This is a genomic window from Mycolicibacterium canariasense (assembly GCF_002101555.1).
GTDB lineage: Bacteria > Actinomycetota > Actinomycetes > Mycobacteriales > Mycobacteriaceae > Mycobacterium > Mycobacterium canariasense.
In genome coordinates, this window is record NZ_LQOL01000049.1 from 1 (window position 1) to 17,196 (window position 17,196).

At 68.6% G+C, this 17,196-nt stretch carries 20 protein-coding genes and 1 pseudogene; 11 read left to right on the forward strand and 10 right to left on the reverse strand.

Annotated elements, in window-relative coordinates:
* Nucleotides 1-393: pseudogene (locus AWB94_RS35105) on the forward strand (transglycosylase family protein); the annotation flags it as partial.
* Nucleotides 394-462: 69 nt separating this feature from the next.
* Here AWB94_RS35105 and AWB94_RS12455 read toward each other — a convergent pair.
* The 4 genes from AWB94_RS12455 to AWB94_RS12470 are packed head-to-tail and all read right to left on the reverse strand — an operon-like array spanning nt 463 to nt 2,029.
* Nucleotides 463-891: a molybdenum cofactor biosynthesis protein MoaE gene (locus AWB94_RS12455; RefSeq protein WP_062655624.1), complete on the reverse strand. Its 429-nt coding sequence runs from the start codon at nt 889-891 to the stop codon at nt 463-465.
* Complete coding sequence (locus AWB94_RS12460) at nt 888-1,364, reverse strand: MogA/MoaB family molybdenum cofactor biosynthesis protein (RefSeq protein WP_062655625.1); 477 nt, start codon at nt 1,362-1,364, stop codon at nt 888-890. Before AWB94_RS12460 ends, AWB94_RS12455 begins: the two co-directional genes overlap by 4 nt.
* The gene (moaC, locus tag AWB94_RS12465; protein ID WP_062656110.1) at nt 1,357-1,791 is read right to left on the reverse strand and encodes a cyclic pyranopterin monophosphate synthase MoaC; all 435 of its coding nucleotides are present in this window, start codon (nt 1,789-1,791) and stop codon (nt 1,357-1,359) included. Before moaC ends, AWB94_RS12460 begins: the two co-directional genes overlap by 8 nt.
* A gap of 46 nt (nt 1,792-1,837) precedes the next feature.
* Complete coding sequence (locus AWB94_RS12470; protein ID WP_024449957.1) at nt 1,838-2,029, reverse strand: hypothetical protein; 192 nt, start codon at nt 2,027-2,029, stop codon at nt 1,838-1,840.
* Between the two features lie 84 nt (nt 2,030-2,113).
* Between AWB94_RS12470 and AWB94_RS12475 the strand changes: the two genes are divergently transcribed.
* Together AWB94_RS12475 and AWB94_RS12480 are read left to right on the forward strand one after the other, a co-directional pair.
* Nucleotides 2,114-4,372: a helicase-associated domain-containing protein gene (locus AWB94_RS12475; RefSeq protein ID WP_062655626.1), complete on the forward strand. Its 2,259-nt coding sequence runs from the start codon at nt 2,114-2,116 to the stop codon at nt 4,370-4,372.
* 33 nt (nt 4,373-4,405) lie between these two features.
* Nucleotides 4,406-6,055 (forward strand): DNA repair helicase XPB, encoded by a 1,650-nt coding sequence (locus tag AWB94_RS12480; protein WP_062655627.1) that lies wholly within the window; start codon nt 4,406-4,408, stop codon nt 6,053-6,055.
* 12 nt (nt 6,056-6,067) lie between these two features.
* Here AWB94_RS12480 and AWB94_RS12485 read toward each other — a convergent pair whose 3' ends face one another.
* Entirely contained in the window at nt 6,068-6,550 is a 483-nt protein-coding gene (locus AWB94_RS12485) for a MarR family winged helix-turn-helix transcriptional regulator (protein ID WP_062655628.1), read from the reverse strand.
* An 85-nt stretch (nt 6,551-6,635) separates the two neighbouring features.
* Between AWB94_RS12485 and AWB94_RS12490 the strand changes: the two genes are divergently transcribed.
* Complete coding sequence (locus AWB94_RS12490; protein ID WP_062655629.1) at nt 6,636-7,052, forward strand: DUF5313 domain-containing protein; 417 nt, start codon at nt 6,636-6,638, stop codon at nt 7,050-7,052.
* Between the two features lie 3 nt (nt 7,053-7,055).
* Here AWB94_RS12490 and AWB94_RS12495 read toward each other — a convergent pair whose 3' ends face one another.
* From AWB94_RS12495 to AWB94_RS12505, 3 genes are all read right to left on the reverse strand, one after another.
* Nucleotides 7,056-7,400, reverse strand: a complete 345-nt coding sequence (locus AWB94_RS12495; RefSeq protein WP_062656111.1) for a cupin domain-containing protein — start codon at nt 7,398-7,400, stop codon at nt 7,056-7,058.
* Nucleotides 7,401-7,527: 127 nt separating this feature from the next.
* Nucleotides 7,528-8,220, reverse strand: a complete 693-nt coding sequence (locus AWB94_RS12500; RefSeq protein WP_062655630.1) for an SDR family oxidoreductase — start codon at nt 8,218-8,220, stop codon at nt 7,528-7,530.
* A 93-nt stretch (nt 8,221-8,313) separates the two neighbouring features.
* Complete coding sequence (locus tag AWB94_RS12505; RefSeq protein ID WP_062655631.1) at nt 8,314-9,231, reverse strand: LysR family transcriptional regulator; 918 nt, start codon at nt 9,229-9,231, stop codon at nt 8,314-8,316.
* A 127-nt stretch (nt 9,232-9,358) separates the two neighbouring features.
* Here AWB94_RS12505 and AWB94_RS12510 point away from each other — a divergent pair, with 127 nt between their 5' ends.
* A complete protein-coding gene (locus tag AWB94_RS12510; RefSeq protein WP_062656112.1) occupies nt 9,359-10,063 on the forward strand; it encodes an SDR family NAD(P)-dependent oxidoreductase in 705 nt (234 codons plus the stop codon).
* Nucleotides 10,050-10,418 carry an SgcJ/EcaC family oxidoreductase gene (locus AWB94_RS12515; protein ID WP_062655632.1) on the forward strand — a complete coding sequence of 123 codons (369 nt, stop codon included), beginning with the start codon at nt 10,050-10,052 and terminating at the stop codon, nt 10,416-10,418. Before AWB94_RS12510 ends, AWB94_RS12515 begins: the two co-directional genes overlap by 14 nt.
* Here the strand turns inward: AWB94_RS12515 and AWB94_RS12520 are convergent.
* Complete coding sequence (locus AWB94_RS12520; RefSeq protein ID WP_062655633.1) at nt 10,411-11,400, reverse strand: LLM class F420-dependent oxidoreductase; 990 nt, start codon at nt 11,398-11,400, stop codon at nt 10,411-10,413. The genes AWB94_RS12515 and AWB94_RS12520 overlap by 8 nt on opposite strands.
* 85 nt (nt 11,401-11,485) lie before the next feature.
* On the opposite strand from AWB94_RS12520, the gene AWB94_RS12525 reads away from it, so the two are divergent.
* The 5 genes from AWB94_RS12525 to AWB94_RS12545 all read left to right on the forward strand — a co-directional run bounded on the left by AWB94_RS12525 (nt 11,486) and on the right by AWB94_RS12545 (nt 16,605).
* On the forward strand, nt 11,486-12,121 hold the full coding sequence (locus AWB94_RS12525; RefSeq protein ID WP_062655634.1) for a hypothetical protein: 636 nt from the start codon (nt 11,486-11,488) through the stop codon (nt 12,119-12,121).
* 161 nt (nt 12,122-12,282) lie between these two features.
* A complete protein-coding gene (locus tag AWB94_RS12530; RefSeq protein ID WP_062655635.1) occupies nt 12,283-13,950 on the forward strand; it encodes an alpha/beta fold hydrolase in 1,668 nt (555 codons plus the stop codon).
* A gap of 118 nt (nt 13,951-14,068) precedes the next feature.
* A complete protein-coding gene (locus AWB94_RS12535; protein WP_131805227.1) occupies nt 14,069-15,712 on the forward strand; it encodes a lipase family alpha/beta hydrolase in 1,644 nt (547 codons plus the stop codon).
* Between the two features lie 48 nt (nt 15,713-15,760).
* On the forward strand, nt 15,761-16,186 hold the full coding sequence (locus tag AWB94_RS12540; protein ID WP_062655637.1) for a pyridoxamine 5'-phosphate oxidase family protein: 426 nt from the start codon (nt 15,761-15,763) through the stop codon (nt 16,184-16,186).
* A complete protein-coding gene (locus AWB94_RS12545; protein ID WP_062655638.1) occupies nt 16,183-16,605 on the forward strand; it encodes a PPOX class F420-dependent oxidoreductase in 423 nt (140 codons plus the stop codon). The genes AWB94_RS12540 and AWB94_RS12545 overlap by 4 nt, the downstream gene beginning before the upstream one ends.
* Here AWB94_RS12545 and AWB94_RS12550 read toward each other — a convergent pair.
* Nucleotides 16,602-17,147: a TetR/AcrR family transcriptional regulator gene (locus AWB94_RS12550; protein WP_062655639.1), complete on the reverse strand. Its 546-nt coding sequence runs from the start codon at nt 17,145-17,147 to the stop codon at nt 16,602-16,604. The two genes, AWB94_RS12545 and AWB94_RS12550, sit on opposite strands and share 4 nt — an antisense overlap.
* Nucleotides 17,148-17,196 lie beyond the last annotated feature (49 nt).

Below are 17,196 nucleotides of genomic sequence, written 5' to 3' on the forward strand. Positions count from 1 at the left end.
CTGCCGGTCCCGGCGCCCGCCCCGGCCCCGGCTCCCGCCCCGGCGGATGCCCCGGTTGCGGCACCGGCAGACGCTCCGGTCGCGGCGCCCGCGCCCGATCCGCTCGCCGACGGCGTCCCGCACCTGATCAGCCCCGACAACCTGCCGCCGGGGTCGACGATGGATCCCAACGCGGTCCCGAACGAGAGCCCGAATGTCAGCTACCTGCGTCAGCTCTGGCACGCCGTGCAGAACCAGGACATCACCGGCAAGGATGCGCTGATCGCCATCACCACGCAGCGGTCGATGAACAGCCCCATCCCGGAGGACATCCCGGCTCCGCCGAACGCCCCGGCTCCGGCCCCCGCGCCGGCTCCTGGTCCGGCTCCGGCCCCGCTACTGCCCACGCCGTAGCGTCTCCACATCTCGAACGCAGAAACTGCACTCCGGCCGGAGTGCAGTTTCTGCGTTGGGGGCAGGCGATTACGCCGAGTTGACCCATTCGTCGGAGCCGTCACCGAAGAACTGGTGCTTCCACACCGGCAGCCGGGCCTTCACGGTGTCCACGAGCAGTGCGCAGGTGGTGAAGGCGGCGCCGCGGTGATCGGCGGCCACGGCGACCGTCAGGGCCGCGTCACCGATGTGCAGCACCCCGATCCGGTGACTCACCGCGACCGCGCGCACGCCCGCGGCGTCACGGGCCACTTCCTCGACCACCTCGGTGAGCGTCTGCAACGCCGACGGATGGGCCGAGTACTCCAGCCGAGTGACGCCGCGCCCGCCGTCGTGGTCGCGCACCACCCCGGAGAAACCGACCACGGCACCGGCCGCCGCGTGCGCCACCAGCTCTTCGTGTTCGGACAACGCAATGGGTTCCTCGGTCAGCGCGACCCGCAGCACCTGGGCAGTCATCGGGCGTGGTCCCCGCCGCGCAGTTGGTCCAGCGCGTGCTCCAGCACCGTGTCGAGCACGCCCAGGCCGTCCTTCACCCCGCCCGTGGAACCGGGCAGGTTGACGATCAGCACGCCGGAGCGCACCCCGCACACACCGCGGGACAGCACCGAGGTCGGCACCTGCGGCAAGCCGGCCTGCCGGATGGCGTCGGCCAGTCCGGGGATCTGATAGTCGACCAGGTGCTCGGTGGCGTCGGCGGTGGCGTCCGTCGGCGAGATGCCGGTACCGCCCGAGGTGATGATGACGCTGGGCCGTTCCTCGATGGCCTGGCTCAGCGCCTGCACCACCGAGGCGCCGTCGGGCACCACCCGCGGGGTACCCACGGTGATACCGCGCCGGGTCAACCAGTCCACGATGACCGGGCCGGTGCGGTCCTCGTACACGCCGGCTGCGGCGCGGGTCGAGGTGATGACGACGACGGCGCTATACATCGGTGCGCGTCCACGTGCCGGTCTTACCGCCCTCCTTGTGCACCACCTGGATACCGTCGATCCGGGCGGCCCGGTCGACGGCCTTGATCATGTCGTACAGCGTCAGCGCGGCCACGCTCACCGCGGTCAGCGCCTCCATCTCGACGCCGGTGCGGTCGGTGGTGCGCACGGTGGCGGTGACGGTCACGTCGGCGTCGCCGATGGCGAACTCGATGTCGACTCCGGTCAGGGCCAGCTGGTGGCACAGCGGGATCAGGTCGCTGGTGCGTTTGGCGGCCATGATGCCGGCCACCCGCGCGGTGGCCAGGGCATCACCCTTGGGCAGCCCACCGCCGGCGATCAGTTCGATGACGTCGGGGCGGGTCCGCACGGCACCGACGGCGACGGCGGTGCGTTTGGTGGATTCCTTGGCCGTGACGTCGACCATGTGGGCGGCGCCTGACTCGTCCAGGTGCGAGAGCCCGCTCACCGGTCTACTTGTTGACGACCGTGACCGGGTGCGTGTACGGCAGCTCGTCGGCCGGCAGCGGGAAGGTCACATCGCCGAACGGCGACAACGCGCCGACACGGTCAGTGGCGAGCTCACTGACGGCGTGATCACCGTCGGCCACCTCGGGCCAGCCATTGTCGACGTACTGGTTCTTCTTGTCAGCCACGACTGACATTGTGGCAGGTACCGCCCGCGGGGGCGAGGCCGGTCACGATCTCGCGACTCGGCCCGGCAGGGAGCTGCTTTACGCTGGTCAGCGATGACCCAACATGCACCGTCTAGCGTGCCCCTGGGTGTCTGGCTGGCCGACCTTCCCGACGATCGTCTGATCCGTCTGCTGGAGTTGCGGCCCGACCTCACCCAGCCGCCACCGGGCACGCTGGCCGCACTTGCCGCGCGCGCCCAGGCCCGCCAGTCGGTCAAGGCTGCCACCGACGCGCTGGACTTCCTGCATCTGGCCGTGCTGGACGCCATGCTCGCGCTGCAGGCCGACGCGGGGCCGGTGCTCGCAGAGACGGTGGTGGAGTTCCTGGGTTCGCGTGCCAGTGCCGATGCGGTGCAGGCGGCGCTGGCCGATCTGACCGACCGGGCGCTGGTGTGGGGCGAGGACACCCTGCGGGTGACACCCGAGGTGGCCTCCGGCCTGCCGTGGTTCCCCGGGCAGGCCGTGCGGGCCGAGCCCGAACTGAGCACCGACGCGATCGCGGCCCTGCTCGCCGAGATCGACGAGCCGCAACGCGAGCTACTCACCCGCCTGTCGCAGGGGGCGCCGGTCGGGCGTACCCGGGACGCGATGCCCGGCGCTCCCGCCGATCGCCCGGTACCGCGGCTGCTGGCGTCCGGGCTGCTGCACCGCGTCGACACCGACACCGTGATCCTGCCCCGGCTGGTCGGCCAGCTGCTACGCGACGAGCTGCCCGGGCCGGTCGGGCTGCACCTCCCGGACCCCACCGTGTCCACCACGATGCAGGCCGACGTCGACTCGGTGGCCGCCGGGGCGGCCATCGACCTGCTCCGCGAGATCGACCTGGTCATCGAAACCCTCTCGGCGACACCGATTTCCGAATTGCGCGCCGGCGGGCTCGGAGTGCGCGACGTCAAGCGGTTGACCAAGCTGACCGGTATCGACGAACAACGGCTCGGGCTGATCCTCGACATCGCCGCCGGCGCCGGCCTGATCGCGTCCGGTGTGCCGGATCCACTGCCGCCGGACGGTACCGCCCCGTACTGGGCACCCACCGTGGCCGCCGACCGGTTCGTCGAGGCGAGCACCGCCACCCGCTGGCAGTTGATGCTGTCCACCTGGCTGGACCTGCCGTCGCGCCCGGGCCTGGTGGGCACCCGGGGGCCCGACGGGAAACCCTATGGCGCCCTGTCGGACGCGTTGTACTCCACCGCGGCACCCCTGGACCGGCGGCTGCTGCTGCAGATGCTGGCCGAACTGAAACCGGGTGCCGGGGTGGACGCCGGGTCGGCGGCCGCGGCGATGATCTGGCACCGACCCCGCTGGGCGGCCCGGTTGCAGCTCGACCCGGTCACCGACCTGCTGCGTGAGGCGCACGCGGTGGGGGCGGTGGGGCGCGGCGCCATCGCCTCCCCGGCCCGGGTGCTGCTCGCCGGCGGCACCGATGACGAGGTGGTCGCCTCGATGGACAAGGTGCTGCCGGCCCCGCTGGATCATTTCCTGCTGCAGGCCGACCTGACCGTCGTGGTGCCCGGGCCGCTGCAGCGCGACCTGGCCGAACAACTGGCAGTGGTGGCCACCGTGGAATCGGCAGGCGCGGCCATGGTGTACCGGATCAGCGAGCCGTCCATCCGGCACGCGCTGGATTCCGGGCGCACCGCGGGCGAACTACACGCGTTCTTCGAACGTCATTCGAAAACACCGGTGCCGCAAGGCTTGACGTATCTGATCGATGACGTGGCGCGCCGGCACGGGCAGCTGCGCGTCGGCATGGCCGCCTCGTTCGTGCGGTGTGAGGATCCGGCGCTGCTGGCCCAGGCGGTGGCAAGTCCCGCCGTCGAGCCGCTGGAATTGCGCATCCTGGCGCCGACGGTGGCCGTCTCACAGCACCAGATCGGTGACGTGCTGACCGTGTTGCGCACCGCCGGGTTCGTCCCCGCCGCGGAGGATTCCTCCGGGGCCGTCGTCGACATCAGCGCCCGCGGTTCCCGCGTGCCGGTGCAGGGCAAGCGCCGGACCTACCGGCCGCTGAGCGCACCCAACGCCCAGACGCTGGCCGCCATCGTCGCCGTGCTGCGCAAGGTGTCCTCCGCGCCGGCGGCCGGTCAGCGACTGGACCCGGCCGGGCTGATCGCCGAATTACAACAGGCCGCGCTCAACCAGCAGCCGGTGGTGATGGGCTACGTGGATCCGGCCGGGGTGGCCACCCAGCGCGTGGTGGAACCGATCAACATCCGTGGCGGGCAGCTGACGGCGTTCGACCCGGCGGCCGGCCGGGTGCGGGAGTTCGCCATCCATCGTGTGACCTCGGTGGTGTCGGCGGACTCTGGATAATGGATGGGATGAATACCGCCGAGGGCCACTCCCATGACTGAGGGCCCGCTGATCGTCCAGTCGGACAAGACCGTGCTGCTCGAGGTCGACCACGAACTCGCCGGCGCGGCACGCGCCGCCATCGCCCCGTTCGCCGAGCTAGAGCGCGCCCCCGAACACATCCACACCTACCGCATCACCCCGCTGGCGCTGTGGAACGCCCGCGCGGCCGGCCACGACGCCGAGCAGGTGGTCGATGCACTGGTCAGCTTCTCGCGGTACGCGGTGCCCCAGCCGCTGCTGGTGGACATCGTCGACACCATGGCCCGGTACGGCCGGCTGCAACTGGTCAAGCACCCCGCCCACGGCCTGACCCTGGTCAGCCTGGACCGCGCGGTGCTCGAAGAGGTGTTGCGCAACAAGAAGATCGCCCCGATGCTGGGCGCCCGCCTCGACGACGACACCGTGATCGTGCACGGCAGCGAACGCGGCCGGGTCAAGCAGATGCTGCTCAAGATCGGCTGGCCCGCCGAGGACCTCGCCGGCTACGTGGACGGTGAGGCGCACCCGATCACCTTGGACCAGGACGGCTGGGAACTGCGCGACTACCAGGAGATGGCCGCCGAGTCGTTCTGGGCCGGCGGCTCCGGCGTGGTGGTGCTGCCGTGCGGCGCCGGTAAGACGCTGGTGGGTGCCGCGGCGATGGCCAAGGCCGGGGCGACGACGCTGATCCTGGTCACCAACACCGTGGCCGGACGGCAGTGGAAGCGTGAACTGATCGCCCGAACGTCGTTGACGGAGAACGAGATCGGTGAGTATTCGGGCGAGCGCAAGGAGATCCGCCCGGTCACCATCGCCACGTATCAGGTGATCACCCGGCGCACGAAGGGTGAATACAAGCATCTCGAGTTGTTCGACAGCCGGGACTGGGGCCTGATCATCTACGACGAGGTGCACCTGCTGCCCGCGCCGGTCTTCCGGATGACCGCCGATCTGCAGTCCCGGCGCCGGCTGGGACTGACCGCGACGCTGATCCGCGAGGACGGCCGCGAAGGCGACGTATTCAGCCTGATCGGCCCGAAACGGTATGACGCCCCGTGGAAGGACATCGAGGCGCAGGGCTGGATCGCGCCCGCCGAGTGCATCGAGGTGCGGGTCACCATGACCGACAACGAGCGGATGCTCTACGCCACCGCCGAACCGGAGGAACGCTACAAGCTCTGCTCGACGGCGCACACCAAGATCGCGGTGGTCAAGTCGATCCTGGAGCGCCACCCGAATGAGCCGACGCTGGTGATCGGCGCCTACCTGGACCAGCTGGACGAGCTCGGCGAGGAGCTCAACGCGCCGGTGATCCAGGGGTCGACCAAGAACGCCGAACGCGAGGCGTTGTTCGACCAGTTCCGGCGCGGCGAGATCCGCACATTGGTGGTGAGCAAGGTCGCGAACTTTTCCATCGACCTTCCGGAAGCATCTGTCGCCGTTCAGGTTTCGGGGACATTCGGGTCCCGCCAGGAGGAGGCTCAGCGCCTGGGCCGGTTGCTGCGCCCGAAGGCCGACGGCGGCGGGGCGGTGTTCTACTCGGTGGTCAGCCGCGACAGCCTGGACGCCGAGTACGCCGCGCACCGGCAACGGTTCCTGGCCGAGCAGGGCTATGGGTACATCATCAAGGACGCCGACGACCTGCTGGGCCCGGCCATCTGACCGGCCCTGGCGTCACTCGCCCCGAAACGCCCCGGCGGCCACGGCCGCCGCGTTGATCCGGGTGAGCACCGTGTGCAGGTGCTCGAGTTCGGACAGTTCCACACCGAGGCGCGCCACCACCGCGGGCGGGATGCCCAGCGCGCGCTGCCGCAGGGCGGTGCCTTCGGCCGTCAGGGTGACGTGTGTGGTGCGTTCGTCGGCGCTGCTGCGGGTGCGGGTGATCAGGCCGAGCGCCTCGAGCCGCTTGAGCATGGGCGATGTCGTCGCCGAATCCATTTGCAGCAGCGCGGCGATCTGCTTCACCGACAGCGCGGGACCGTCGGCATTGGCGTTGTCCCACAGCGCCAGCATCACCAGGTACTGCGGATGGGTGAGCCCGAGGGGTTCCAGCAGCGGCCGGTACACGGCCAGCACGGCACGGTTGGTCACCGCCAGCGCGAAGCACACCTGGCGTTCCAGGGCGAGTGGATCGACATCTTCGGTCACGGTGGGCATGCTCACAGCATACTATTGAATAGGACCCTAATGATTAGCGTACTATCTAATTAGAACCGTCGGCACCACCCCCAGGAGCCACACCATGGCCGTGTCCCGCCCCACCCCGCTGCAGTACCTCGCGTACGCCTACGGGCGGCGCCTGCCGGATTCGATGCGCGACTTCGTCGCCGCCGACCTGACCGGCCCTGGCGCCATCCGCCGGCACATGATCCGGTACTCGATTCCGCCGCTGCTCATCCTGGCCCCACTGTGGCTGCTGCCCGCGTCGTTGTACGTACACATGGAAATGACGGTGCCCATCTATTTCTGGGCCGTGGTGATGGCGTTCGTGCTCAACAAGATCTGGCGCAGACACCGACTGGCCCAGCACGGCCTGGACCCCAACCTGGTGGACGCGGCCAACCGCGAACGCAATGCCCGCCTGCACGAGGACTACGCGCGCCGCTACGGTGCCCGCCCGGAGTCGGCCAAGTGGCAGGCGAACTCCAGCCCGTTCTGACGCTCAGACGTGCGGGCCGACCGGTTTGACGACGGTCAGCAGCACCACCGAATCGGCCAGTGCCGTGAGGCTGTGCCGGGTCCGGGGGACCACGATGTGATCGCCCGGGGACCCTTCCCAGCCGGCGTCGGCATTGTTCACCCGCACCCGTCCCTCGAGCACCTGCAGTGTCGCCTCGCCCGGGCTCTCGTGCTCGTCCAGGCCATTGCCCTCGGTCAGCGCGATCAGGGTCTGCCGGAGCGCGTGTTCATGTCCGCCGTACACGGTGTGTGCGCTGCGCCCGCTGCTGGCCGACCGGGCCGCCGCCAGTTCCTGGCGCGCGAGAGCGGTCAATGAGATCTTCTCCATGACACCCGATGTTTCCACTTCGGGATGGTCGTGCACCGGAGATGGAGTTATTGCGTGCAGTTCGGGCTCGGAGTGCCGGTGCTGCCGACCTCGCTGGACGTCGCCTTCCGGGCGACGCAGCTGATCGTCACCCAGCGGCCGGTACGCTGAATGAATTCGACAGCGCCGCTTTGGTATTGCGCGTGATCTCGTCGGCCAGAATCTCCGGCTCACCGGCCAGCAGCCCCGTCACGGCCTGTCGTGCCACCAACGCGGGATCGGTTTTCTGGTCGGCCGGGATGTAGGCGACCATGTCGGTGTCCATGTATCCGACGTGCAGCGCCGATACGGTCACCCCGCGCGGCGCCAGTTCGGTGCGCACAGCGTCGGTGAGCGCCCAGGCCGCGGCCTTCGCCGAGGCATACGCTCCCGAGGTGGGCGGGTGCGCCCACGACAGCACCGACAGCACGTTGAGGATCGCGCCGCCCCCGTTGCGTTCGATGACGGGCGCGAAGGCCCTGATCACGTTGAGCGTGCCGAAGTAGTGCGTCTCCATTTCCAGCCGGACGTCTTCGATGGGACCGGTGAGCAGGTTGGCCCGGGTGGATACCCCGGCATTGTTCACCAGCACGGTGACGTCGGACGCGACTTCGGCCGCCCGCCGCACCGACTCGGGGTCGGTGATGTCCAGCTGCACCGGGATGGCACCGGGCAGATCGACGGTTTCCGGGCGCCGCGCGGCGGCATACACTTTCGCGCCGCGGGCGACCAATTCGGTGGCGAGCTGCTTGCCGAGCCCGCGGTTGGCGCCGGTGACCAGCGCCGTGATGTTCTCAGTCATACCGCCGTCAACACGCTCGGTGTCGTGTTCAGTCCCCGCCGGTGTGAGGAAATACCTTCCAGCTGTGAGCAATCCGCCACCGTGCTCGCGGTGTCACTGGCCGCGGTGTGGGTCCTCGGCAGGCAGCCAGGTGTCCGCGTCGTCCACTCCCAACGGACCTGTATCACGTGTGAATTCGTCGATGACGGCCCGCACGGCCGGCCGGTCTTCACCGGTACGCCACACCAGTGACCACGTCCACAGCGGGGCGGGACCGACCACCGGACGCCGCACCAGGCCGCGCGGCTCCTGGTCCTGCTGGCCGCGCGGATTGATCAGCACCGGGCGGCCCAGCCGGCGGACATGTTCGAAGAACGTCGGTCCCGTGACACCGCCGTCGTCGGTGCGCATCACCCGGGCCCCGGTATCGGCGGCGAACCGCTCGGCATAGCGGTTCCACGACGACCAGCTGGCGGTATCCGTATCCACCAGCACCACAACATCTTTCGCAGATACCGGTGATTCGTCGGTGCCGCGGCACAGGGCCGCCAGCCGGTCCACACCGATCAGACCGGCCTGCAGCGACAACTCCTCGAGGTCGTCGTTCTGCACCCAGCAGATCGCCAGATCCAGCGCCCCGTCGGCCACCCGCGCGGCCTGGGCGTGCGAAGGCATCACCCAGGTGTCCACCCGTAACTGCGCCACGCCGGCCGCACGCTCGGCCCAATCGGTGGGACACCAGCTCACACAGCCGATGCGCACCGGATCGGACACCGCCAATCCGGTTGCCCGCCTTCGTAATGCGTCAGCTTGCTCGATGAGCGCCCGCGCATCGGCCACCAATGCCGCGCCCGCCGGGGTGAGCGCCACCGAACGCCGGTCCCGGTCGAACAACTGCACCTTGAGGTCGCGCTCTAGTGCCTTGATCTGCTGGGACAGCGACGGACCGGCGATGCGCAGCCGCTCGGCAGCGCGGCCGAAGTTCAACTCCTCGGCGACGGTGACGAAGTACCGCAGCTGGCGCAGTTCCACCTGCGAAAGCGTAATAGGCATTTGCTCTCACGAGCGAGGATTCCCGTCCCGAGCAGCGGACATGACACCCACCGCCGCCGTGTTGAGCAAGGCATCAGAGCGACAGCATCAACAGAAAGGCACGGACATGGTCACCACACCCCGCGTAGCGGTCATCACCGGCGCGTCCCAAGGTATCGGCGCAGCATTGGTGGCGGGCTACCGCAAGCTCGGTTACGCCGTCGTCGCCAACTCCCGCAGCATCGCCGAAAGCGACGATCCGATGGTGTTGACGGTCGCCGGTGACATCGGCCGGCCGGGCGTCGGCCAGCAGGTGATCGATGCCGCCATCGAGCGGTTCGGCCGGGTCGACACCGTCGTCAACAATGCGGGCATCTTCATCTCCAAGCCGTTCACCGAATACACCGACGCCGACTACGACGCCATCACCGGGGTGAACCTGCGCGGCTTCTTCGAACTGACCCGCGCGGCGCTGGCGGTGCTCAAGGAGGGTGGGCACATCGTGAACATCTCCACCAGCCTGGTGGACCAGGCCAACAAGCAGGTGCCCGCCGTATTGGCCGCACTGACCAAGGGCGGCCTGAACGCCGCCACCAAATCGCTGGCCGTCGAATACGCCGAACGCGGTGTGCGGGTGAACGCGGTGGCGCTGGGCATCATCGACACCCCGATGCACCAGCCGGAGACCCATGACTTCCTGGCCGGGCTGCACCCGGTCGGCCGACTGGGCACACTCGACGATGTGGTGGACGCGGTGCTGTACCTGGAGAACGCGGGATTCGTCACCGGCGAGATCCTGCACGTCGACGGTGGTCAAAGTGCCGGGCACTGATCACGGCATCGTGCGCCGGGTCCTCGACGAGTGGAAGGCCGGGATCGACGCGCACGACCCGGCCCGGGTGGCCGCGGTCTTCACCGAGGACGCCGTGTTCCAGGGCCTGCACCCGTACACCGTGGGCCGCGACGGGGTGTTCGCCTACTACGACGGTCAGCCGCAGGGACTGACGGTGGAGTACCGGGTCGAGGAGGTCCGCCGGCCGGCCGATGGGGTGCTGCTCGGCTACGGCCGGGCCGACTTCACCCTGGCGGACGGCACCGCCATCCCGCTGATGCTCGGGGTGGTGGTGATCCGCACCGGCGACGCGTGGCGGATCCAGCAGTACCAGGTCAGCTCCGTGCCTAGCTGAGCGCCGGAATGACCTCACGCTCGAACAGGTCGATACCGGACCGGTCGTACGCGGCCTCGGGGAAGTACAGGATCGCGTACTCGCACCCGAGATCGCGTAGCCGCCGGAGCCGCTCGATGACCTGGTCGGGGGTGCCGGTGGCCGAGTCGGGTGAGGAGACATTGGCCAGCATCCCGTCGACGGCGGCCTCGCCGGCCACACCGACCTGGCGCTCCCGGATCCGGGACAGTCGGTCCTCGACGTCGGCCTTCGATTCACCGAGCACGGCGTTGAAGTTGGCCGACCGCACGATGGCGTCGTAGTCGGTGCCGACGGCGCGGCAGTGCTCGGCCAGGATCTGCGATTTGCGGGCGAAGTCGTCGGGGGTCGAACTGAAGTTGGTGTACTGCGCGTATTTCGCCGCGATCTTGAGTGTCACCTTCTCCCCGCCGCCGGCGATCCACAACGGCAGCCCGCCCGGTTGCAGCGGTTTGGGGGCGACGATGGCGTCGTTGACCTGGTAGTGCTTGCCATCGAAGGTGACCCGGCCGTCGCGCCAGGCGTCGCGCATGATCTGCACGCCCTCGTCGAGGCGGGCCAGCCGTTCACCGGCGGGCGGGAAGCCGTAGCCGTAGGCCCGCCATTCGTGCTCGTACCACCCGGCGCCGATACCCATCTGGGTGCGCCCGCCGGAGATCACGTCGACGGTGGCGGCGACTTTTGCCAGGTAGGCCGGATTTCGGTAGCTCATGGCCGTGCACATCTGGCCCAGCTTGACCCGGCTGGTGGTCGCGGCCAGCGCCGCCATCAGCGACCAGGCCTCGTGGGTGGCCTCGTCGGTGGGCACCGGGACGGTGTGGAAGTGGTCGTACACCCACACCGAATCCCACGGGCCGGCATCGGCGTGAGCGGCCAATTCGCTCATCAGCGGCCAGTGCCGCTCGGTGGGGATGCCGACGAGATCGAGACGCCAACCTTGCGGGATGAAGAGTCCGAAGCGCATGCCTACAAACTGTAGGCCCACGGATTTGTTATCTCGTCTACACTCTGAGGAAATTGTTCGCTGCAACTTAGGGTGAGGACTGGCCATGACCAACTCGACACGCCGCTATGCGGCGGCCGTGGCGGCTGCCTTCGCACCACTGGCTGTGGTGTCGGTGATCACCGCGGCGCCGAGTTCGGCCGAGTGCACCGAGGGGCAGACCACCTTCAACGGCAACTGCGTCGACTCGAACTGCAAGAAGAGCGAGGTGCGCGACGGCACCACCGGCGAGTGCCGCAACGCACTGTCCGCCGCGCTGGGTAAGGCGCAGGCTCCGATGAGCGCCCAGGTCACCCCCGAGCAGTGGGGTCAGGCATATCAGATCGGCCAGCAGTACGCCGGTTTGCCGTCGGGCGTCCAGGCCACCAAGGACGTGTTCAGCGTGGTCAACTCCGCCATCGACGTGCCGACCAGTGTGGCCAGCGGGTTGAGCGATACCGCGGACGCGCTGTACTTCGCCGGGCAGTTCCTGGGCGGAGCCGGTGGTGCCAGCGCCCGGTCCGCAGCCGCACCGTTCAACGCCATGGGCGCCATTGCCGACGCCGCACAGGCGCTGCCGTCGCCGAAGATCGGTTTGCCCAAGGTCGGCCTGCCCAAGGTGGGGCTGCCCAAGATCGGCATGCCCAAGCTGTTCCAGAACTGCCTGCCGGTGAAGTTCGTCTTCTTCCGTCCCTGCATCTGATCCCGCTTTCGCCCGCCGGCCAGGAACCACGGTTCCTGGCCGGCGGTCTTTGCCGCGGCTGACGGCGCTTCGCAGCGGCAGTCACGCGAAAACCCCACGCGGACCCGGCTCGGTTCGGTATACACAGGACCGCTGGTATCGCTTATCGGGTGGGGGGACGGATGTCGGTGCAGCACGGTCATGTTTTGCCGCGGCGCGCGGTGGCGGCGTTGTGCACGTTGTTGTGGGCGTTGGCGACGATGTGGATGGCCGGCGGGGTGGCCCACGCCGACGACACCTCGACGAAGGGCTCGTCGGCGAGCAGTGCGCACTCGGGCGGCGACGCCACCCCCGGCAAGACCGACAAGCCCGACAAGCCGGCCAAGCCCGACAAGACCGAGGCGACCGACAAATCGGACACGTCCGCGACACCGGGCATCGACCCGAAGCCGGGCACCACCGCCGACGACGAACCCGACGAACCGGCCAAGGCCGACAAACCGGATAAGGCCGATACGGCCAAACCGGCCCGCGGCTCACGCAAGCACACCGCCGTGGCCACGGCCAAGACCACGACGGCATCGAAGGCGGACACCAAGCCCGGCCCTGCGCCGGCCACGTCACCGGACGAAAGTGCCGACGCCCCAAAAACTTCGGTCAAGACCACGAGCACGGCGAAGACCGCCACGGTCGCCGGCACGACGGCCAACCTTGCCGTGGTTCCGACCGCACTGAAGGTCGTCAGCCCGTCGGTCGCGCCATCGGCCACCGCGGCCGTGCCCACCCCGGTCAAACAGGCCACCCAATTCGTCCGTCAGATGGTGGGACTGGCCAACGATCTGGCGTTGATCGCCGTGTCGCTGGTGAACAACCTGGCCGCGGCCGCAGCGACCGCCATCGGACCCAAGCCGTTCCTCGGGGTGCCCTACAACATCGCCAGGGTCGTCGCCGGCACCACCGCCACCGCGGCCAAGCTGCTCGACGGCACCCCGCTGAATGCCACCAGCGAGGGGCCGTTCACGGTCGACTACGGCGTCGGCGATCTGCTGGCTTGGCTGAACCCGACGAAACCGCCTGCGGGAGCCAATGATCCGACCATCACGGTGACCCCGGCGCACCCGCTGCCGATCATCCTGCTCAACGGCACCACCGCCACCCAGGGCGTCAACTGGGGCGTCGGGGCACCGGTGCTGGCCAACGCCGGTTACAAGGTCTACACGTTCAACTACGGCAACACCACCACGGATCCGAACTTCCCCGTGCAGGCCACCGCCGACATCCGCAAATCCGCACAGGAACTCGCCGACGAGGTGCAGCGAGTGCTCGACGAGACGGGCGCGGACAAGGTGATCCTGATCGGGCATTCCCAGGGCGGGGGCATCATGCCGTCGTACTACATCAACAATCTGGGCGGGGATGCCAAGGTCTCCCAACTCATCGGGATCGCCCCGAGCAACCACGGCACCGACGTGAACGGCCTGACCTACGTGCAGCGGATCCCGGTGCTGGGGCCGCTGGTCTTCCGCATCGTCGACCTGTTCGGGGCGGCGTGGACCCAACAAGCCATGGGGTCGTCGCTGCAGGACGAGGTCTACGGCGACGGCGATACCCGGCCGGGGGTGCTGTACACGACCATCTCGTCGAAGTTCGACTGGGTGGTGACGCCGTATACCCAACAGGCGCTGGATGGGCCGAACGTCACCAACATCGTGCTGCAGGATCTGTACCCGGGCTACAACGCGGGGCACCTGGGCATCGTGTTCTCCGCCCCGACGTGGGACGCCGTGCTCGGTGCGTTGGCGGCCAACCCGGAAGCCAACCCGCTGCCCGCCACCGCGCTGGCCGCCTGACACCGGCCACCAAATTGACATCAACGGCCGTTTGTTACACGAAAAGCCCGCGGCGGGCCCGGGTCCTCGGCTATAACTCGTACCGGGGTTTCATCATCGGGGTCGGGGAGGCAAATCAGTGTCGTTGAATCGTGTTGGCGCGCGGACACATCGGGTGACGGCGGCGCTGCTGGTCACGTTGTGGGCGTCCGCCATGCTGTGGCTGACCGCCGGCGTCGCCTACGCCGATGACACCGCCTCCCACGGGGCATCGCAGGGCAGCACCCAGTCCGGCACGTCTACTGCCAACACGGACAAATCCGGCAAACCCGGCAAGCCCGATCAGAAGCCGGCCGAGCCGGGCACCTCGGTGGACAAACCGGCGACCGACAAGGTCGATACACCCGACACGGACAAGCCGGTCAAGAAACCGCGCGGTGCACGCAAGCACACCACCGGCCAGACGGGCGCCTCAGAAACCAAACCGGACACGAAGCCGGACACCAAGTCCGATTCCAAGCAGGACACGAAGTCCGATTCCAAGCCAGACACCAAGCCTGACACCAAGTCCGACTCGAAGCAGGACACCAAGGCCGACACCACGGCCACCAAGAAGCCGACGGCCACCACCGCCAGCACCACTTCGGCCGCCACCCTGAAACTTGCCACCCCGTCGGTGACACCGTCGGCCACCGCGACGACACCCAACCCGGTCAAGCAGGCCCTTCAGTTCGTCCGGCAGATGACCGGCCTGGCCAACGACATCGGCCTTCTCGCGGCCACCGTGGTCAACAACATCGCCGCCGCGGCGGCGGCCACCATCGGACCCAAGCCGTTCTTCGGCGTGCCCTACCACGTGGCCAACGCCATCGCCGGAACCGCGGCCACCGCGGGCAAGCTGCTCACCGGAACACCGCTGGACGCCGACGCCACCAGCATCGGGCGGTTCAAGGTCACCTTCGGCGTCGGTAACCTTCTCGGCTACCTCAACGTGAACAAGCCGCCGGCCGGTGCCAACGATCCGTCGATCGAGCTCACCGCCGAGCATCCGCTGCCGATCATCCTGATCGCCGGGACCGCCGCCAACGCGCCCTTCAACTGGAGTGTCGGCGCACCGGTGCTGGCCAACGCCGGCTACAAGGTGTTCACCTTCAACTACGGCAATGTCACGAACAATCCGAACTGGCCGGTGCGCGGCACCGGCGACATCCGGGAATCGGCACAGGAACTCGCCGACGAGGTGGACCGGGTGCTCGCCGAGACCGGCGCGCCGAAGGTCATCCTGATCGGCCACTCCCAGGGCGGCGGAATGACTCCGCAGTACTACCTGAACAATCTCGACGGGGCGGCCAAGGTGTCGCAGCTCATCGGGATCGCGCCGGGCAATCACGGCGCCGATCTGAGCGGGCTGGCCTACATCCAGAACATCCCGGTGATCGGCCGCCCGATCTTCAACCTGATGAACCTGCTGGGGCCGGCATGGCTGCAGCAGGCGGTCGGCTCCCCGCTGCTGGACGAGATCTACGGCAACGGCGACACCCGCCCCGGCGTGCTGTACACGACCATCACCACGAAGGACGACTGGATCGTCACGCCCTACACCAATCAGGCGCTGGACGGGCCGAACGTCACCAACATCATCCTGCAAGACCGCTACCCCAACTTCAACGCCGGACACCTGGGCATCGTGTTCGCCGCTCCGACCTGGGATGCGGTGCTCGGCGCGCTGGCGGCCAACCCGGCGGCCAATCCGGCACCGGCAACCACACCACTGGCGGCGTGAAAAGCGGCGATGCACAAGGTGTTTGCCTTTCGTGGCTAGGCTGTTGACATGGGCCTCTCCAAAGAAGAACGCGAACAGTTTCTCGCCGAGCCGCACATCGCCGCGCTGTCGGTATTTGCCGGTGACAAGCGCGGACCGCTCACGGTGCCGATTTGGTACCAGTACTCCCCCGGCGGCCAACCGTGGCTGCTGACCGGGAAGGGCTCCCGCAAGCACAAGCTGATCGAGGCTGCCGGGCACTTCTCGCTGATGGTCGAGCGGCTGGAGCCCACGGTGCGCTATGTCGCCGTCGACGGTGCGGTCGACCGGATCGAGCCCAGCACCGACGAGCAGCTCGTCGAGATGACCAAGCGCTACCTGGCTCCGGAGAAGGTGGAACCGTATCTGCAGTTCTCTCGGCGCGAGCACGGGGAGAACATCGCGGTGTTCCTCAAGCCCGAGCACTGGATCTCCGCGGATCTGGGTTCGGTGTGACCGCACTGACCGAACGCGTCGTGGCGTTTCTCTCCGAGGGCACCCGCACCGCGGTGCTCGGCTGGGTGGGCGCCGACGGCCGGCCGCTGGCCGCGCCGGTGTGGTTCCTGGTCGACGGTGACGAGCTGGTGTTCAACACCGGCAAGGACACCGCCAAGGGCAAGGCGCTCGCCCGCGACCCGAGAGTGGTTCTCTGCGTGGATGATTCGCAGCCTCCGTTCTCGTTCGTCCAGGTTCAGGGGGTCGCGACGCTCAGCGAGGACCCCGCCGAACTGGTCGACACCGCAACCCGGCTCGGCGGCCGCTATATGGGCGCCGACCGGGCCGAGGAGTTCGGCCGGCGTAACGGCGTGCCCGGCGAACTGGTGGTGCGGGTGCGCCCGACGAAGGTGCATGCCGGCTTCGACGTCGCGAACTAGAGTCCGAGGGCGGCCATCGCGCCGTCGACGCTCGCGCGGCGCAGCGGTTCGTACGGGGTGTCGGGGAACTGCAGGCAACAATCCTGCACGCCGCCGAAGGCGATGACCGCTCGTGCCGACTGCGCCAGCGTGGGCCGGCTGCCGAACACCAGCTTGCCCAGCCGCTCCCGCCACGCCAGCATCACGTCGATCAGCCCCAGGTCGGCCAGCGTGGTCAGCTCGGCGACGATCAGGAACAGGTCGGCGCGGTGCCGGTGGTGGAAGTCGAAGTAGCCCTCCAGTAGTTCGCGGGGCCCGGTCCGCGCCGATCCGCGCAGCCGTTCGTGTCCGGCCACGAACGCCTCACCCTCGTCGATGAGTGGCGTCAGGATGCTGCGGACCAGGTCTTCTCGTGACCGGAAGTGGTAGTACAGCGCCGGTTTGGTGATCCCCAGCCGGTCGGCGATGTCCTGCAGGCTGGTGCGCTGCACCCCTTTCTGGCCGAACAACTCGCGCGCCGCCTCCTGGATGCGCTGACGGGTCTCCGACGGGGGCCTTGTCACGTAGCCACCCTAGCTGACTTAACGGGCGGTAAGCTGCGCGACGTACACT

Excerpts from the sequence above, each read along its gene's own strand:
- AWB94_RS12500 (WP_062655630.1), bottom strand. The coding sequence starts at position 8,220 with ATGACTGAGAACATCACGGCGCTGGTCACCGGCGCCAACCGCGGGCTC.
- AWB94_RS12525 (WP_062655634.1), top strand. The coding sequence starts at position 11,486 with ATGACCAACTCGACACGCCGCTATGCGGCGGCCGTGGCGGCTGCCTTC.
- AWB94_RS12495 (WP_062656111.1), bottom strand. The coding sequence starts at position 7,400 with ATGGAGAAGATCTCATTGACCGCTCTCGCGCGCCAGGAACTGGCGGCG.
- AWB94_RS12460 (WP_062655625.1), bottom strand. The coding sequence starts at position 1,364 with ATGTATAGCGCCGTCGTCGTCATCACCTCGACCCGCGCCGCAGCCGGC.
- AWB94_RS12540 (WP_062655637.1), top strand. The coding sequence starts at position 15,761 with ATGGGCCTCTCCAAAGAAGAACGCGAACAGTTTCTCGCCGAGCCGCAC.
- AWB94_RS12475 (WP_062655626.1), top strand. The coding sequence starts at position 2,114 with ATGACCCAACATGCACCGTCTAGCGTGCCCCTGGGTGTCTGGCTGGCC.
- AWB94_RS12490 (WP_062655629.1), top strand. The coding sequence starts at position 6,636 with ATGGCCGTGTCCCGCCCCACCCCGCTGCAGTACCTCGCGTACGCCTAC.
- AWB94_RS12485 (WP_062655628.1), bottom strand. The coding sequence starts at position 6,550 with ATGCCCACCGTGACCGAAGATGTCGATCCACTCGCCCTGGAACGCCAG.
- AWB94_RS12480 (WP_062655627.1), top strand. The coding sequence starts at position 4,406 with ATGACTGAGGGCCCGCTGATCGTCCAGTCGGACAAGACCGTGCTGCTC.
- moaC (WP_062656110.1), bottom strand. The coding sequence starts at position 1,791 with ATGGTCGACGTCACGGCCAAGGAATCCACCAAACGCACCGCCGTCGCC.
- AWB94_RS12520 (WP_062655633.1), bottom strand. The coding sequence starts at position 11,400 with ATGCGCTTCGGACTCTTCATCCCGCAAGGTTGGCGTCTCGATCTCGTC.
- AWB94_RS12510 (WP_062656112.1), top strand. The coding sequence starts at position 9,359 with ATGGTCACCACACCCCGCGTAGCGGTCATCACCGGCGCGTCCCAAGGT.
- AWB94_RS12470 (WP_024449957.1), bottom strand. The coding sequence starts at position 2,029 with ATGTCAGTCGTGGCTGACAAGAAGAACCAGTACGTCGACAATGGCTGG.
- AWB94_RS12530 (WP_062655635.1), top strand. The coding sequence starts at position 12,283 with ATGTCGGTGCAGCACGGTCATGTTTTGCCGCGGCGCGCGGTGGCGGCG.
- AWB94_RS12455 (WP_062655624.1), bottom strand. The coding sequence starts at position 891 with ATGACTGCCCAGGTGCTGCGGGTCGCGCTGACCGAGGAACCCATTGCG.